Annotated in this window: 11 protein-coding genes; 4 read left to right on the top strand and 7 right to left on the bottom strand. The window is 56.7% G+C overall.

Annotated elements, in window-relative coordinates:
- Positions 1-53 precede the first annotated feature (53 nt).
- The gene (locus BMW31_RS07925) at positions 54-431 is read left to right on the top strand and encodes a four helix bundle protein (protein ID WP_091823691.1); all 378 of its coding nucleotides are present in this window, start codon (positions 54-56) and stop codon (positions 429-431) included.
- A gap of 67 nt (positions 432-498) precedes the next feature.
- Positions 499-2,229, top strand: a complete 1,731-nt coding sequence (locus BMW31_RS07920; RefSeq protein WP_091823688.1) for an acyl-CoA dehydrogenase family protein — start codon at positions 499-501, stop codon at positions 2,227-2,229.
- Positions 2,230-2,553: 324 nt separating this feature from the next.
- Here BMW31_RS07920 and BMW31_RS07915 read toward each other — a convergent pair whose 3' ends face one another.
- A complete protein-coding gene (locus BMW31_RS07915) occupies positions 2,554-3,036 on the bottom strand; it encodes a ferritin (protein WP_091823685.1) in 483 nt (160 codons plus the stop codon).
- Positions 3,037-3,300: 264 nt separating this feature from the next.
- On the opposite strand from BMW31_RS07915, the gene BMW31_RS07910 reads away from it, so the two are divergent.
- Positions 3,301-3,693 carry a hypothetical protein gene (locus BMW31_RS07910; RefSeq protein WP_091823682.1) on the top strand — a complete coding sequence of 131 codons (393 nt, stop codon included), beginning with the start codon at positions 3,301-3,303 and terminating at the stop codon, positions 3,691-3,693.
- 32 nt (positions 3,694-3,725) lie between these two features.
- Here BMW31_RS07910 and BMW31_RS07905 read toward each other — a convergent pair whose 3' ends face one another.
- From BMW31_RS07905 to BMW31_RS07880, 6 genes are all read right to left on the bottom strand, one after another.
- Positions 3,726-4,835 (bottom strand): mechanosensitive ion channel family protein, encoded by a 1,110-nt coding sequence (locus BMW31_RS07905; protein ID WP_091823680.1) that lies wholly within the window; start codon positions 4,833-4,835, stop codon positions 3,726-3,728.
- 69 nt (positions 4,836-4,904) lie between these two features.
- Positions 4,905-6,161 carry a D-alanyl-D-alanine carboxypeptidase/D-alanyl-D-alanine endopeptidase gene (gene dacB / locus BMW31_RS07900; RefSeq protein WP_091823677.1) on the bottom strand — a complete coding sequence of 419 codons (1,257 nt, stop codon included), beginning with the start codon at positions 6,159-6,161 and terminating at the stop codon, positions 4,905-4,907.
- Between the two features lie 42 nt (positions 6,162-6,203).
- Positions 6,204-6,614, bottom strand: a complete 411-nt coding sequence (locus BMW31_RS07895; protein ID WP_091823674.1) for a PH domain-containing protein — start codon at positions 6,612-6,614, stop codon at positions 6,204-6,206.
- Between the two features lie 1,153 nt (positions 6,615-7,767).
- The gene (gene sprA / locus BMW31_RS07890; protein ID WP_091823672.1) at positions 7,768-15,387 is read right to left on the bottom strand and encodes a T9SS outer membrane translocon Sov/SprA; all 7,620 of its coding nucleotides are present in this window, start codon (positions 15,385-15,387) and stop codon (positions 7,768-7,770) included.
- A gap of 54 nt (positions 15,388-15,441) precedes the next feature.
- A complete protein-coding gene (gene ruvA, locus BMW31_RS07885; RefSeq protein WP_091823670.1) occupies positions 15,442-16,059 on the bottom strand; it encodes a Holliday junction branch migration protein RuvA in 618 nt (205 codons plus the stop codon).
- Complete coding sequence (locus tag BMW31_RS07880; protein ID WP_091823667.1) at positions 16,056-16,271, bottom strand: hypothetical protein; 216 nt, start codon at positions 16,269-16,271, stop codon at positions 16,056-16,058. Before BMW31_RS07880 ends, ruvA begins: the two co-directional genes overlap by 4 nt.
- Positions 16,272-16,374: 103 nt before the next feature.
- Here BMW31_RS07880 and BMW31_RS07875 point away from each other — a divergent pair, with 103 nt between their 5' ends.
- On the top strand, positions 16,375-17,274 hold the full coding sequence (locus BMW31_RS07875; protein ID WP_091823664.1) for a diaminopimelate dehydrogenase: 900 nt from the start codon (positions 16,375-16,377) through the stop codon (positions 17,272-17,274).
- Positions 17,275-17,323: the final 49 nt, after the last annotated feature.

The following is a 17,323-nucleotide window of genomic DNA, read 5'->3' as shown; positions in this document are numbered from 1 at the left end:
GAGTTTAAGAAGTTAAAGTAGATAAAGAAGTTAAAGTAGATAAAGCCATTGGTATGGGCTATGACATCCGCAATATATTCGTTTTTCAGAAGGCTCACCAGTTCGTTCTGGACGTGTACAGGTGTACACGAGACTTCCCGGAGTTCGAGAAATACGGCCTGTCGTCACAGTTCCAGCGTGCTGCTGTTTCTATTCCGGCAAACATAGCCGAAGGTTCAAAGAAGATAAGTAAGGCAGACAAGTTGCGTTTCATGAATATATCGCAAGACAGTTTGGAAGAATGTAGGTACTACATCCTGCTGTCCAAAGACCTGAAATATGTATCCGAAGAATCTTACTATAGCATGACGGCGGAAATAGAAGAGGTTAGCAAGCTTCTCAATGCTTTTGTTCAGGGCATCATCAATCACAATTACAGCAACGTGTTGTAGCCCGGAACCATCGGCTTAACTTCTTTCATCTTCCTTAACTTCCTGACTTCTCACAACAAAAACAAGTATGGCAAATTATTATAGTGACCATCCGGAGATAGGGTTCCACCTGAACCACCCTCTGATGAAGCGCATCGTTGACCTCAAAGAGCGCAACTATGCCGACAAAGATAAGTTCGAAGACGCCCCCGTTAACTACGAGGACGCCATCGAGAACTATGAACGCATACTCGAAATAACGGGCGACGTGGCTGCCAACATCATCGAGCCGAACGCTGAAGCCGTTGACCAGGAAGGCCCGCACCTGGAGAACAAGCGCATGGTTTACGCCTCCAAGACCTTCGAGAACCTTGATGCAACGCGCAAGGCAGGCCTCTGGGGCATCTCCATGCCACGCCGTTACGGCGGCCTCAACCTGCCTAACGTGGTGTTCTCCATGCTCTCCGAGGTCATCTCTGCTGCCGATGCCGGCTTCCAGAACATCTGGTCATTGCAGAGTTGTATCGACACCTTGTACGAGTTCGGCAACGAGGAACAGCGACAGAAGTACATCCCAATGGTGTGTGCAGGCGCTACCATGAGCATGGACCTTACCGAACCGGACGCCGGCAGCGACCTGCAGCGCGTCATGCTCAAGGCCACACAGGATGCCGACGGCACCTGGCGACTGAACGGAGTGAAGCGTTTTATCACCAACGGCGACTCTGACATACACCTTGTTCTGGCCCGTTCGGAAGATGGAACACGTGATGGCCGCGGCCTGTCCATGTTTATTTACGACAAACGTAATGGCGGTGTGGACGTCCGTCACATCGAGCACAAGCTCGGCATCCACGGTTCACCGACCTGCGAGCTCGTTTACAAGAACGCCAAGGCAGAACTCTGCGGCAACACCCGCATGGGACTCATCAAGTACGTGATGGCCCTGATGAACGGCGCCCGCCTGGGCATAGCCGCACAGAGCGTAGGTGTAGAGCAGGAAGCCTATAACGAAGCCCTCGCTTATGCTAAGGAACGGCAGCAGTTCGGCAAGAAGATTATCACCATGCCGGCCGTTTACGACATGCTCAGCCGCATGAAGGCAAAGCTCGATGCAGGCCGAAGTCTGCTCTACCAGACAGCCCGCTACGTCGATCTCTACAAGACTCTGGAAGACATCTCGCGCGAAGAGAAACTCTCGCCCGAGGAACGCCAGGAGATGAAAAAGTACACCCGGCTGGCCGATGCCTTCACACCGCTGGCCAAGGGCATGAACTCCGAATACTCAAACCAGAACGCCTACGACGCCATCTCCGTACATGGAGGCTCGGGCTTCATCATGGAATACAAGAGCCAACGCCTCTACCGCGACGCCCGCATCTTCTCCATCTACGAGGGAACAACCCAGCTCCAGGTCGTTGCTGCCATCCGCTACATCACCAACGGCACCTATCTCCAGATTATGAACGAGATGCTCGACGAGGAAGTTTGCGACTGCATGAAGCCGCTCAAGGAGCGTGTAGCCAAGCTGGTGGCACTCTACGAGGAGGCACTCGAAAAGATTAAGGCCGACGGAAACCAGGACGAGCAGGACTTCCTCGCACGTCGTCTGTACGACATGACGGCAGGCATCATCGAGTCTCTGCTCATCATAGCCGACGCCAGCAAGGCTCCGGAGCTCTTCAAGAAGAGCGCCAACGTGTTCGTTCGCATGACCGAAGAAGAGGTTATCGGCCACACGGCCTACATCAAGGCCTTCAGTGCCGAAGATTTGGACAGCTTCCGCGCCGTCGAGGAAGAAGAAGTTGCTGCCGAATAAAGCACAACCCGCCACATGATACGAAAAAGGCGAGCCTCCCGGAGGTTCGCCTTTTTCATTGCCTATACTGCAACTTGCACCGCAGCCGGCATGCTCTCATAAGTCTCTGTATAACAGCCTGTTGCCCCAACAGGCATCCGTCGTATTGCCGAAGATGCCGTTCAAGGCGCTTGAAGCTATCGTTCAAGGACGTTGAAGCATAGCTTCAAGCGCCTTGAACGATAGCTCCGCCACCCTTACTCGGGCAACGGACGGACGGCAACAACTAAAAAGGGGACGAGCCCTGCGGCCCGTCCCCCTATGTTCTGGTGGCAAGATGCGTCGTCAGGCGCGCTTGCCGTACTGCTCGTCGAGATTGAAGATGGCGCTGTCGCCCATGCGTTTGATGCGGTCAACGATGCCGCTGGCGGTGGCTTCTTCCTCTACCTGCTCGCGTACAAACTGCCAGAGGAAGTCCTCTGTGGCCTTGTCGCCCTCGGCAACTGCCTGGTCCAGCAGCTTGTCAATGAGCTTGCTCACGTGGCACTCGTGCTTGTAGGCATCCTCGAAGGCATCGAGCGGAGAGTTCCAAGTCTGCTTTACGGCAGGAATCTGGCCCACAACGGCGGTGCCGCCGCGCTTGATGACGTAGCTTGCCATTTGGTAGGCGTGGTCCATTTCTTCTGCCGACTGCTTCTTCATCCAGTTGGAGAAGCCGTCGAAACCTTCCTGTTCAAAGTAGAAAGACATAGATAGATACATGTTAGCCGAGAAAATCTCGTTAACGATTTGCCCGTTCAGGGCATCCTGTAAAGCGTTTGATATCATAATGATGTATGTAAATTGGTTTACTTCCGACAACAAAGATACGAAAAAAAACAATGCGCCGAACGCCTTGACTGTATTTTTTTTCATTTTGTGATGATTGCAATTAGCCGCCGGCACGCGTCTGCAGACCGGGTTCTCACGGTGCTGCAGCGGCCCGGGCGGAGGCTGCGCAGGCTCTCTTAAAATAACATAAAAGCCACGTTTCGTTTTGTCCGCAGGGCTTTATTTTATATTTTTGCCCCAGCATAACCAACCTACAGCAATATGAAAAAAGCATTTTACAGCTTTGCGGCAGCAGCCTTGCTGGCGCTGTCAGCATGCGGCGGCGGGAAGACTCCGGCCGCCCCGCAACCTGCGGAGGCCGAAAGTGAGCCCATAGACACGGCCTTCATGAAAGCCAACGCCGGCGACTACAAGAGCTTTGACGGCTCAAAAGTGATAACGCTCAATGCCGACGGCACCGCCAAAACCAAGAACATGGCCAAGGAATACGACCATTGGGAGCTGGTGCAGAAGGGCGAAGGCATTGCTGCCCTGTCGCTACAACGCCCCGGCATCGATGCTCCCGTAACGGAGGACGCCATGCTCGACACCAAGGAGAGCGCCCTGACGATTAAGTCGGAGACCTTCCGCAGGGAGAAACCTGCCAAGAAGTAAACCGCAGGTGCGGCCTCCGGGCCGCCCTGCTCTTACGCCGTACGCACGGGAGCGGCCAGCCGCAGCCCGTAAGCCGGTGTCATGGCCGCCACGTGCTCCACGATAGCGGCCAGCTGATGTTCGTACTCTTTCCACGCTTTTTCCTTGAGAAAGAAGTACAGCTCCAGCGGTATGCCGTACTGGGTAACCTCCAGCTGGCGCACCATCATGAGCATGTCGTGGTTCAGGAGCTCGTTTTCCTGCAGGTAATCCTCCACGGCCTGGCGGAACAGAGTCATGTTGGTAGTGCCCTCATCGGTAAAGTGAATGCTGCGGACATCGAACAGCAGCTTGCGGCTTACACGCCTGCCGGGGCTCTGCTGCATGCCAATCCAGTTGCGGAACGAACCGCTCACCAGTGCCGTAGGCGACACCGTGATGATGGTATTGTCAAAGTTGCGTATCTTGACCGTGGTCAGGGTCATCTCTTCTACAGTTCCGTCGGCCCCTGCAGCGGGCACGGTAATCCAGTCACCCACGTGCAGCATGTCGTTGCTCGTCAGTCTTACGCCGGCCACCAGGCCCTCGATGGTGTCCTTGAAAACCAGCATCAGTATGGCCGAAGTGGCGCCCAGACCGGCCAGGAGCGTCATAGGGCTCCTGTTGATGGCAATGGCCACCACCACGATAGCAGCCACAAAGAGCAGCAATATCTTCAATACGCCGCAGAAAGTCTGCATGTACTGGCGGGTGTTAGTGCCGTGGCCAGTGTCCAGATTCTTAAAAGTGTTGATGAAAACCACGAACAGGTGAGCCGTAGCTATGGTGATGTAGATAGCCGTGAGGCGTGAGATGACCTCACGCGCGGTGGGGAACTGATAGAACACCAGCGGCAACAGCTGCCATATAACCACGGCAGGAACCACGCGACAGAAGGCCAGCAGCACCTTGTCAGAGAAGAGAACGTCGTCCCAGGTCACGGCAGTGCGGCTCGTGATGCGGCGTACCAGGGGCACGAGCAGCCTGCGGCAGAGAGCCTCGGCCAGCCAGGCCAGCAGCACGGCCACCACAGCCAGCGCCACATGACGTACCACCGGAACCGCTCCCCCACTCACTCCGCAGGCGCGGATGATGTTCTCTATCAATACTTTTATTGCGTCCATAAGCTGTTGAAACTACAGGTTAACATTCTTGTCCGTGCCTACGGCGCCCGCCGCAAGCCGCCATCAGCCTCACGGGGCACACAGTATCTCGCACACGCGGTCCTGGAACGCGCGTCCGTTTTTACCATGTAAGAGCCCTTGGTTGATGATGGCAAAGCAGAGCATGTGGCCGTTCGAGGCACGGCAATAGCCCGCCAGGCTGCTTATACCGGTAACAGTGCCGGTCTTGGCCCGCACGTTGCCGCGGGTGAAAGAGCCCTGCATGCGCGAGTGCAGCGTGCCGTCAACGCCCGCCTCGGGCAGCGCCGGCTGCAGATGCAGGTAGATGTTGCGGTTCTGGTAGGCATAACGCAGCAGCCTGACCTCCAGTTCCGCGCTCACGTAATTATACAAGGAGAGGCCTGACCCGTCGGCTATCTTGTACCGGGAGGGGTCAAGTCCAATCTTGTTGATGAGCCTCTTGACCGCTGCCCGGGCGTCCTTGGCCGTTGCCGGACGACTGCCTGCGCTGGCGGCCAGCTGGTAGAACATGGCCTCGGCATAGAGGTTGTCGCTCTCCTTGAGCATAGGCATGAGCACCTGGTCCATGGTATGGTAGCGCGAAACGATGCAGTAGGCATCTTCCGGCTTGCGTCCGGAGGCCGAAAAGGCCTCCACCACGATGCCTGCATCGCGCAACTGCTGCTCGAAACGGTCCATGAACTTGTCCTTGCGGCCGTAGAGCAGCGGCGTAAGCACGGGGTTGTCGTCGTCCCAACACCAGCCTTCGCCCAGCAGGTTGAGGTCCTTCATGCTCTTGTCGGCATAGAGGCGGCCGCGAATGGTGTCAACCCCCATCTTGCGGATAGCCTCAACAAAGGCATTCATATCGTCGCTGTTGAAGCGCGGGTCCATGCCCCCCACGCAGTAAACGTCGCCCGTCAGGGTGCCGTTTTCTATCTTTCCCGTATAGCAAAGCTCGGTCTTGAACTGGTAGGAGCCGCCGAGGCGGTCGATGGCAGCTATGGCCGTAACCACCTTCATGGTAGAAGCAGGGCGCAACAACTGCTGCTCGTTGAAGCGGAAGATAGCCGAATCGGCATCCAGGTCGAAGACCATGAGGCCCACCTGGCTGGTTTCAAACATGTCGCTCTGCAGCAGTCGGCCGATGTGAGCCTGCACCGACTGCGGCCAAGGCAGCTGAATGCTGTCGCGGGCCACGGAGTCTATCATGGCCGAATCGGCCACGTTGCTGTCGTCTACGTCAACTACCGTCTCCTCAATCTGCGCCATGCAGGGCATGGCAGCCATGCAGAAGAGCAGCAGGATATATCTCAAAAATCTCATAATCTACTTGTATTTCGTTTATGCGCCGTGCCGGCAGCGGGGCTACGGCTCACCGTCGGGCTGTGCGCCGGCCTCGGCCGGCAGCCGCTTCTGCCACTCGCGGACAAAGGCCTTCTCGTCTTCGGGCTGCACGGCCAGCAGATGTCCGGCGCCGTACTGCAGCAGCAAGTAGTGCGAGAGGCCGAAAACCGACCGCATGGGAGTGCACTTCACGATGTCGCCCGTGCGTATGCAGAGCCGCCGGGCAAAGCGTCCGCGGTCTACAATCAGCTCGCCGTCGGCGAACGTATAGGTCGAATGGATGACGCGTTCCACCATCACAACCGTTACCACCATGAGCACGGCGGCCGGCAAGGCCATCTTCTGCCAGAAGAAGTAGCAGCACAGGAGCACGCAGAGCGTGATGCCACACTTGGCCCCTAAGGTGAAGCGGCGGTGAAAGAGTCTGTTCATATCGGTTGCAAAATTACTGATTTTTATCAAGAAAACCTACGTTCGCGGCCATTAAAGTATCCCCTTCGCCCTCTTGTTCGTTGCTGGGAGCAGGTCCAAACGCCCTGTGCGGAGGCCTTGCAGCCATAAGCTAAAAAAGCAAAAACAGGCATATAGGCAGCATCACGCACGCACCCCGTTTTCTTGGAGCTATCCTTCAAGCCTCTTGAAGGTATCGGTCAAGCGCCTTGAAGGTATCGGTCAAGGGACTTGATAGATACCTCCAAGCCGGCAGAAGAATTTTCCTTACTCCGTTGGTGCTTTTTGGAGACGGAGTAGGCAAGTGTTTTTCACCCTTTTGCTGCATGTTTGCTGCCGGCTTGCTGCTGATTTTTAAAGACAAAGTAACAGAGTGTTTTTCCTCCTGCTACATGCTTGCTGCTGGTTGGTTGCTTATTTTTAAAGACAGAGTAACAGAGTATTTTTTCTGCTGCTGCGGGTTTGCTGTTTAGCAGGAGCGGGTAAGCAACGAGTTGCGAAGAGACAAACCGGTATCCTCCCCTTGGAAAGGGGAGGCGGAGGAGGGGATGACCACGTGGCAAATATCAGCAATGTTGCTTAAGATATCATCCCCTCCTAACCTCCCCTTTCTAAGGGGAGGAACCGCTGCTGCATGTTTCCTGCCGGACTGCTGCTGGTTTTTAAAGACAGAGTAACAAAGTAATTTTCCTCCTGCTACATGCTTGCTGCTGGTTGGTTGCTGATTTTTAAAGACAGAGTAACAGAGTAATTTTTTCGCTGTTGCAGGCTTGCTGCATTGTGGAAACGAACAAGTAACGGTTTGCAAAAAGGCAAACCAGTATCCTCCCCTTGGAAAGGGGAGGCGGAGGAGGGGATGACCACGTACCGTGCTGATTACAACTTGTTGCGGAAATCATCCCTTCCCAACTTATGAATTGTGAATTATGAATTGTGAATTATCAGCCTGCGGCCTGCAAAATCATCCCCTCCTAACCTCCCCTTTCCAAGGGGAGGAACCACTCGCACGCCACACCAAGCCTCTCTCCTTCTAAAGGAACAACCGCTGCTGCATTTAAACAACAAAGTAAAAGTGCCTTCCGAGGGGCTTGAGCGGTTCCTATTACCAAACAGCTTGTACAGGGCAAGAGAAGTGCTAACGCGTAAGCGAGAACTTGAGGCTGAGCCCGAAGTCGCGCGTTGTGGTGGGATAGCTGCTGCTGGCCAGCAAAGGATTGTTGGTCTGGCGGTCATAATAGAAGCTCATCGTGAGCAGTCGGGAGAACGTGTAGTCGGCTATGAACGACAGCTTGAATGCAGTATTGCCGCTGCTGGCCGCACTCGTCATGGTTGCAATGTCGCGGCTGAGCGATGCCTGCTTGCGGTAGCTCAGGTCGAGGCGCAGGTTCAGGTCGTGGTTAATGCCGCTGCCGCTGCGTCCGGTGGCAGCTGTCTGGGTTTGCTGCGTGCTGCCCGCGCGGCGCGAACGGCTGCGTGAACGCTGCGGCCGGCTGCCGCCAAAGAGGTTGAAGTCGTTGAGCCGGTAGCCCAGTCCCAGCACCCAGTCGTGGCTGGTGGCCTCGTTTATCTGCACGCTCGTCATGCTCAGGGCCAGCACACGCGTGGTGCGGTACTCGAGCTTGGCCGTAAGGTTGTTTTCAAACGTCATGTCTACGCCCAGCAACGGCGAGAAGGCCTCGTTTATACTCACCGTAGAGACGTTGTACATGCTGCCTGGTACGGGGTTACCCGTTGTGGCATCGGTGATGAAACCGAGGCCGTTCATCAGCTCCATGAAGGTGCTGTACGAGCTGTAGGCACCCACGGCGTAGATGCTTTTGTAGGAGTGGTTGATGTTGAAGCTCTTGAACACGTCGCGGAACCACGGTAGGCGGGTGAGCCCGCTGTACCTTACTGTCCAGTTGGGCAGCAGCCGCGAGAGCGTGGGGAAGATGTGCAGCGAGTGGCCCCCCATGCTGGTGTAGGCGGCAAGGAAGGCCGGTATCATCACGTCGGCACTGTAGGGATTCACTCCTCCGTTAGCAGGGTTGAAGACGGAGCCGGCCAGCGGCGTGCCGGCAGGATACTCGGCACCGGCATACTGGGCCTCTACGCGGTTGCGGAAGGCGGGCAGCGAGCGGCAGAAACGCTCGAAGCTGGCCGAACGGTAGCCGCCGGAGGCACTGCCTATGCCCTCGAAGGCGCTGCGCAGGGATATGGTTGTCATGGTAAAGGTGCCGCCCTCGGTGGTGGGATTGCCGGCATACATGTACTGCACACTGCGGTTGCGGGTGAGCGTTCGCGAAGCGTTGAGGTCAATCTTGAGGTTCTTCACGGGCTCCAGCGTCATGCGCAGCTGCAGGTCTTCGGTCTTGTTGCTCACTGCGGGCGTTGCTATCGAGTCGTTCATCAGCAGCCATCCGTTGCTGCGGGCACGCTCCACGTAGGAGTCGCCGGTAAGTCCGAAGGCGAAATCGAGGCCCGGCGTGAGCACTCCCGAGCCGCGTGACTGGCCGAAGGCGTCGCCTACAGAGGGCATGAAGCCGGGCAGCGACATGGAGTAATGGTTGCGGTAGCTCAGGCTCATGTTGCGAACCATCATCAAAACGCGGGCCACGCTCTGCGCCGTCTTGTACCAGCGCTGGTCGTCGAGGGGCTCCTTGGGGGTAACGGTCAGCTTGAGCCTGACCACTGTATCTACCTTATTGATAATGCGGATGGTGTTGTCGTTCACCTTGCGGTAACGCAGGCGGAAGGTTCTGCCGTCCTGCGTGCGCGCCGTAACCATGAGTCGGCGCGTATGCTTGCCGTGGTTCACGCTGATGGTGGTGTCGGGGCGCAGGGTTATCTCACTCTCAAAGCTCCGCTTGTTCATAGGCAGCGCCTTCTTCTGTTGCTCGGTCGGGTCGCCGGCCGTGCCGTTCTTGCGGGCTTCGGCCTTCCTCTTCAGTGCCTCGGCGCGGGCCTTCTGCCGTTCTGCCCGCCGCTGCTGCAGCTCTGCGTTGCTGGTTTCGCGGTTGAAGCGCTCGTTGGTTTTCCGCAGGAAAGGTATGTGGTTGTACAGCCGCTCGAGGTCGAAGTTGGCGTTCACGTTCAGGTCTCGGTTGTTTGTTATGGTGTTGCCGAGCGACGTTCCGTCGTCAAGGTCGGTGCCGCGCACCCAGTTGTAGGTGGCCGTATAGTTGGCATTGGCGTTCATCCAGTCAAAAGCAGGCACGAGATTGAGCGGCAGCTGGTACGAGAGTGTGAACGTCTGGTTGTAATCAAGCGGTGTACCCAAGTGGCGGAGGCTGGTGCGCACGGAGTCTTTCCAGGCCGAGTAGCTGTCGGGATAGAGGTCTTTGTTCACCGGGGTGTAGGGCTCCTCAATCTCTGCATGCGTGGCGCTTTGGAAGTTCATGTGCAGGTTGCGGGTCAAATCCCAGCGCAGGGAGAGCTCTCTGTTCCACAGGAACTGCGAGCTGAAGGTAAGAGGCAGGCTGCTGCCGGTTAGGTTCTCCATGTCTCGTTCTTGCAGTTCGTAGTAGCTACGGGTAATTTCGGTGTCGAAACCCACGTTCTGCGGCAGCCAGTTGAGGCCGAAACGACGGAAGATGTCGAGCCATCGGGAGCGGTTCTTGATTTTGCCGAAGGGCTCCCATGCCTTGTACACGGGCGTCCAGTTGTAGTTCATGGCTCCGCGCCAGTTGTCTTCTTTCTCGTAGACGGTGGTCTCGCCGCTGGTGTAACGGTGGGAGTGGCTGTAGGAGAAGGCGAAGTTGGCCGGGTCGTAGGGCATGGGGTGGCGCTTGGTTTGTATGCCCACGCGCACGTTGGAGAGCGAGAAGTTGGTGTTGGTGGTCTTGGTCACGGCTATGCTCTCAATGCTGTCGCGCTCTGTGCGGGATGCAGCACCGTCGAGAGCGTCGTCCAGCAGCATGTCCGTATCCAGCGGGTTGTACTTCGGCCGCGTTTCTTCCTTGGTCACGGAGTAGTAGAGCGGGGCCGTTACCTTGGCCTTGTCGGGGAAGAACTTGCCCAGCTCCAGGTTGGCGGTAACGCTGTACGTCTTGTAATCATCATTGGAGCGCTGCGCTACTCCCTCCTCTATCCCGCCGAAGCCGCTGGTCATGTAGCGCCCCTGTGCATTCAGGGTGCCGAAGTCGGAGAGCTGTACGTTCAGGTTGCCCTGCGCCGCCCAGCCGCCTTCATTGTTGTAGTCCTTGAGCCGGAGCTCGTTAACCCAGACCTCGCCGTCCTTGATGTCGCCCGATATGTTGCGCACTCCTATCATCATAGTCTTAACTTCACCCAGCGTGGGGTTGCCTACAATGCTTATCTTGTTGTTGGGTCGCTCGTCATCGTAGGCACTGTAGGGGCGGTTGTAGGAAGCCTGTCCCTGCGCCCGTGCTATGTTTCGGGCCTTCTTCAGGGCCGTGAACAGGCGGAGGGGGATGTCGAGCATGTTGTCGCGGGGCCACACTTTCTCGCGGTCGGCGGTAGAATAACGGTCGTAATTATTATAAGGTGGGGTGAGCTTGAGCGGTATCTCGTACTCGTAGTAGTTGCTCTTGTAGTCGCTGCCCAAGCGGATGAAGACAGCCAACTGGTTGTCTTGCAGGTTGGTGGTGTTCTGTTCCATGGCGTTGGCATGGACGAACATCTGCATGCGTTTGTACTGGCGCAGGTCCAGGGTCGTGTTCTTGTACACGGCCTTGGACTCGCCCGTGCCCATGCCTTTTACCATGATGTCGAGCGACTGCTCGTTAGATTCCACGAGCTGGGGCTGCGTTGGGTCCTGTGCCCGCCTGATACCGGGCGGCAGCACGTAGTTGACGGGCGTCTTGTCGCTGTTCTCCTCCAGGTTCACTTCACTGGCCGTCATGGTTCCGGACTGTGATGCAGAGTTGTCGAGCGGCTGCTCATAGACCCGCCACTCGCCCCTGACGAGGTCCAGACTGCCAAAACGCATGACCACGGGATGCCTGAATCCGGTGAGAAACATGCGCATGAAGCGGATGCTGGTGAAGTCGGTTATGGCCCCCACCCGCCGCTCGTATTCCTCTAAAGGGATGCGGAACTGGTACCAGGTAACCTGTTCGTCGTTGTGTCCATTGCGCAGCGAAGGCTTTGCCACGCGCTTGTCAACGATGTAGTTGCGGCCCACCACCATGTCGGCAGGGCGTATGGAGACACGGTACTGGTAGTATTTTTCGTACTCGTTGAGGGTGTAGTCCTGGTTTATATCTTCCACATCGGGCGTCGTCTTGTACGAAGTGTCGTAGCTCTCGGTGCGCTCGTCGGTGGCCGGAGAGTTGCCCTGAGGGTTGTTGATGTACTTGTAGCGGCGCAGGATGGAGGCCTGCATCTGGTCGTAATCAGACCCGCGGAAGTAGTGATAGTCGTCGTTGGCAGGGTCGTTGAAGATGGAGTCGAACACTACGGGACTCACCTTGCCCTGTATCTGGGTAAGGAAATCCTGGTAGGCCTGATGGTTCTGCTCCTCTGCATCAGTGAGTCCGTTGAAGCCAACGTCCTGTAACTGCCGGCTGCCACTGGTGGTTGCAAAGGCGTAAGTTACCGTGGGCTGGGTCGGTATCTTGCCCCACTGGGTGGTGGTAAAGCTCTGCGAGCCGTCTACCGGCATGCCGCTTTCGTAGAACTTCTTGCCATCGCGGAGCACGTCTTCGCTCACCTCGCCCAAGTTAATGTAGAAGTCGCCGCCATAGTCGGCCGCATCGGCCTGCCTGTTGGTGTAGACGAAGGGGTCCATCAGCCAGAACTCGATGTACTCCACGTTGGCAGTCTCGAAGTCGTTGGTATTCAGCTTGCGCATCATGCCGCCCCAGTGAGCCGCCGGATTGTTGAGCGTGCCGTCGCCGTTGAGGTCGGGATTGAAGTTGTAAGGGCCGCGTTCGTTGGGATAATAGGCCAGATTGAGGATGGGCAAGGTGCTCACCGCGCCGTTGTAACTGCTCTGATCGCGATACGGATAGAGTTCGCGGACGGGCACCTCACGCACCAAATGGTTGGACAGTTGGTCCAAGTCGCTCTTGATGTGGCCCGGAGTAAGCGAACTGCTGCGGCGGGTGAAGAGCGGATCTATGTTGTACCAGGCCAGCAGACTGCGGTTGTAGCCGCTCTGCAGGGTAGTTTTGTCATTGTGTTCGGGGAACATCGAGGGCACGCTTGATATAATCCACTCCGTCGGTATGCTCACGTCAATGGCGTTGGTGGTATTCTCGAAATCGTCCAGATACGAGGCATTGTCCTGCGTACCGTGGCTTCGGCCGGCTATGAGTTGGGCAAATTCGGCGTTGAAAGATATCTGCGAAGGCTGCGTGAGGTGCAGGAAGGGAATCTTGTCGAGTACGTTCGTGAGCCACTGACTTTCCTTCTTCCAGTTCAGGTTCACGCCCCAGAGCGTGTTGTTGAGCGGCTCCGAGCCCATGTTAACCTTCGAGGTAAGCGCCTGCTCACTCAAATGCTGGATGGTGCCGCTAAGCTGGAAGTTCCTTGAGAAGTCGTATTCCCAGTTCAGACCGAACATTGTCTTGCGCTGTTGGGCATAGTCCGTGTTGCTTTCGAGCGACACGTTGACGGCCGTGCCGGCATCAATGATGCTCTGGTTGAGTATCGTCACCTCGCCTGCATTATAATCCACGCTGTAGTCGGAGCCCTCGGTAAGCGTCACGCCGCCGGCCGTTACCACCACCGAACCTTGCGGAGCGTTGTACGCACCCAGTGAGATAACGTTGGCCGAGGTGCCGCGGTACTGGCCCATGAGCACGTATTTGTTCTTCTCGGCTATCTGTTTGGCCACGGTCTTGGTAGAGTCGTACAGCTCCGTAAAGGCATAGCGGCGGGCCTGGTCGGCTGCAACGCCCTGACCGGTGAGGTAGTTATAGAGGTACGAACCAAAGGGTTCGGCCACCGGGAAGAACACTCTGCCGTCGCTGACCGTGTAGCCTTCAACGAAGTCGAAGTAGCCATTGGGGTGTGCCTTGTTGTTATTGTCGAGCCTGTCGGCGCCAAGCAGGCGGATGATAGGCTGGCTCTTGACCTGTTGCTCGGGGATGTACGTCAGGTAAACGCCGGCCGTATCGCTCTGAAACTTGACGTCGAGGCGGAACTTGTCACGTTCTACCGACGAGGCCAGATAGTACACATTCTTCATCATCAGGCCCCAGTTGCCCTGCCTGGGATTGTTGCTCGTGTTCTTCAGAGACTTCACGAAGAGAGCCTGGTTGGTGTCGGTGATATCGGAAGCGAACTCTCCCACCTGGTATGTATTGCCCCCGTAAGTGTACTCGTAGGCAATGGCCAGCACCTGGTCCGACTGCAACGACGTGCGCAGACTTATGTAACCCAGGGCTTGGTTCACCTCATATTCCGACGAACTCAGCAGCCTCGCCCGCTCCAGTTTCTCGTAATCGGCGCCTCCTGTCAGTCCTGCACCGTCCAGGGTGGTAGAAGTTGCGTCGATGTCGCGGGCCGACGCGTAGCTGCCTACCATCGTTGCGTACTCCGAGTTGGCATTGTTCGACGGCACGGCTGCCCCCGAAACCGCCCACATAGGGTTGGAGACGCGCCCGTTCTCGCCCAAATCAGTCAGGGCGACGATGTTTCGCGTGTTGGTTGTAGTGCCCGTCTTGTTGGTTACCCAAACCTCTACGCGGTTAATCTTGACGCCCGTCATGAGGTTGGGCAGGGTGCGCATGGCGGCATCGTACTTGTCGCGGAAGTACTGAGAGAGGAAGAAGTGGCGGTTTTCCTCGTAGTTGGCAGCGTCTATCTCGAACGGAGTAACCTGCACGCCGCCCTTGGACGAGACGCTCTTGGTTGAGCTCTTCTTCTGCGAAGCCACTGCCTGGAGCTTCAACTTACCGAACTGCAGGTCGGTTCGGATGCCGAAGAGGGAGCTTGCCCCCTTGACAAGAGAGGAGTTGGAAGGGAACGACACGTTGCCCGCCTCAACGAGTTTGATGATTTCGTCCTCCTTTCCGTCGTACTTGAGTTTCAGGTTCTGGGCATCAAAGTCAAACGTTGCGTCGGTGTTGTAGTTCAGGTTCATGTTCACCTTGTCGCCCACCTTGCCGTTCACATTTAAGTTTATCTTCTCGTCGAAGTCCATGGTAGTGGTCTTGCGGTTGCGGATGGGCAGGCTTGGATTGTCGATGTTCTTGAACGTAGCGCCGAATTTAAGCTCGGCGTTGCCCTGTGTCTTGATGCGCACACCGCCCGGTCCGAAGATTTTCTCGGCCGGTCCGAGGTCGAAGTGCATGTCGGTGAAGTCGAATTTCTCCTTGCCCTTGCGCTCGTAAATCTCGCTGTTCTGACTGCGGAAGTAGGCATCGCGCTCCCTCTTCTCGCTCCAGCGGCGGTATTCCTCGGGTGTCATCATGATGGGGGCGGCTATCCACGTGTTGCCTATCTTGTTGCCTATGATGTACCGATCGAGCGTATCGTTGTACACAACGTCGTACTTCATGTTGTCCGGTCGCTTCAGGTCGGTGGCGTTTTGGTCAAGGTCGCCGATGGTGATGGGCGTCGTGCGCTGTATCTTCCAGCGCGTGTGGAGAAGCGAATCGGGGATGGAATCCTCGTTGTCGAGCAGGGGCTGGGCGCTCACATGGATGGTGTCGTCCGTGCGGGGCCGGCCCACATTGCCGCGGTTGTCATGCTGCTGCCGGCGCGTACGGTCGTCCTGAAGATAGGGCACGGTAAGGGCATAGCCGGCCAAGCTGATGACCGACAATGCCATTACCAAACTTCCTATCTTCTGCCGTATCTTCATAGCGTCCGAGCGGAGGGTACCTGCCGCACCGGCAGTTCCCCTTCACCGCTGCTGTTACTTGATTTGTTTCAAGGCGAGTTTCACCACCTGCTCCACCGGCAGCTGGGGTTGGTCTTTCAGGATGGCCGTAACCACCTTGGCCGAGGGCGCCGGCGAGAAGCCCAACATGGTCAGGGCAGCCACTGCCTCGTCCCTTACGGGGGTGTTGACCGATGCCTGCGCAGCCGTTGTATTCACGTGCAGCTCGCTGGCAATGCCTGCTGCCACAATCTTGTCCTTCAGTTCCAAGATGATGCGCTGTGCCGCCTTGGGGCCTATACCCTTAACGGCTTTGAGCATGCGTTCGTCTCCGTTGGCTATTACATTGCACAACTCGGCCGGCGAGATGGTAGAGAGTATCATGCGGGCCGTATTGGCTCCCACGCCCGATACGGTGATGAGGAGCCTGTAGAGCTCGCGTTCCTGCTTGGTGGCGAAGCCGAAGAGCGTGAACGAATCGTCGCGTCCGCCCGTTACGAGCGACTCGTTGACGTAGAGTTTCACTTCCTTTCGGCCCTGCACGGCGCTGTACGTGTTGAGCGAAATGTTGAGGGCATAGCCTACTCCGGCCGCTTCTACCACAGCCAAGGCGGGGGTCAGTTCTGCCAATTCACCCCTAATGTATTCTATCATTTTCTCACTTGTTTGTATATATACACCAATATTAACGCGCCCGTGCGCCGGTTTATTGCATCGCAGGCGCAGAATAGGCCCAAAAACACTTTCCGGCAGCCCTGCGCGTGGCAAGCACCAAGAACGGCATGCGTATCAGCCGGCAGCGCCGCAGGTTTGCTTACAATCTTTCGAGTCAATGCCCTGCCTGCTTTCAATTCATTACTTTTCATACTTTTTAATAAAAAAACGGAACGGCGGCGGCGCTATTTCGGCAGAATGATGTACTTTTGCAGTCAACAAATAAAATATCAATCACATAAACAACGATAAAAGATGAAGAAAATCAGAGCAGCCGTAGTGGGTTACGGCAACATCGGGCAGTACAGCGTTCAGGCGCTGGAAACCGCACCGGATTTTGAGATTGCGGGCATCGTACGCCGTCAGGGCGACAAGGATAAGCCTGCAGAACTGGCACCGTACGAGGTAGTTGACGACATAACCAAGCTGAAGGATGTAGACGTGGCCATACTGGCAACGCCCACCCGCTCGTGCCCCGAGTACGCTGAGCGCATCGTCGCACTGGGCATCAACACCGTCGACAGCTTCGACATCCACACCTCCATCCTCGACTACCGCACCCGCCAGATGGCCAACTGTAAGCAGGCAGGCCGCGTATCGGTCATTTCAGCCGGCTGGGACCCGGGTTCCGACTCCATCGTACGTGTGCTCATGGAGAGCCTGGCACCACAAGGACTGTCGTACACCAACTTCGGTCCGGGCCGTTCTATGGGCCACTCGGTGGTTGCCCGCAGCAAGAAAGGCGTAAAGGATGCCCTCTCCATGACCATTCCTTTGGGCGAGGGAATCCACCGCCGCATGGTTTACGTGGAGCTGGAAGAGGGTGCCAGCCTGGAAGAAGTTACCAAGGAGATTAAGGCCGACGACTATTTTGCACACGACGAGCTGCATGTTTTCGCCGTTCCCAGCGTGGATGCACTCAACGATGTGGGCCATGGCGTGCACATGACCCGCAAAGGCGTGAGCGGTAAAACGCACAACCAGCGCTTCGAGTTCAACATGAGCATCAACAACCCGGCCCTTACGGCGCAGGTTCTGGTCAACGTGGCGCGCGCCAGCATGCGCCTGCAGCCGGGCTGCTACACCATGCCGGAGATTCCGGTCATCGACATGTTGCCCGGTACTCGCGAGCAAATCGTGGCTACATTGGTATAACTGCCGAACCCTACGATATGAGGATGGGCGCCCGAAAGGCGTCCATCTT

The organism is Prevotella sp. kh1p2 (genome assembly GCF_900111525.1).
Taxonomy (GTDB): domain Bacteria; phylum Bacteroidota; class Bacteroidia; order Bacteroidales; family Bacteroidaceae; genus Prevotella.
This window is presented reverse-complemented; position numbering and strand designations above follow the sequence as displayed.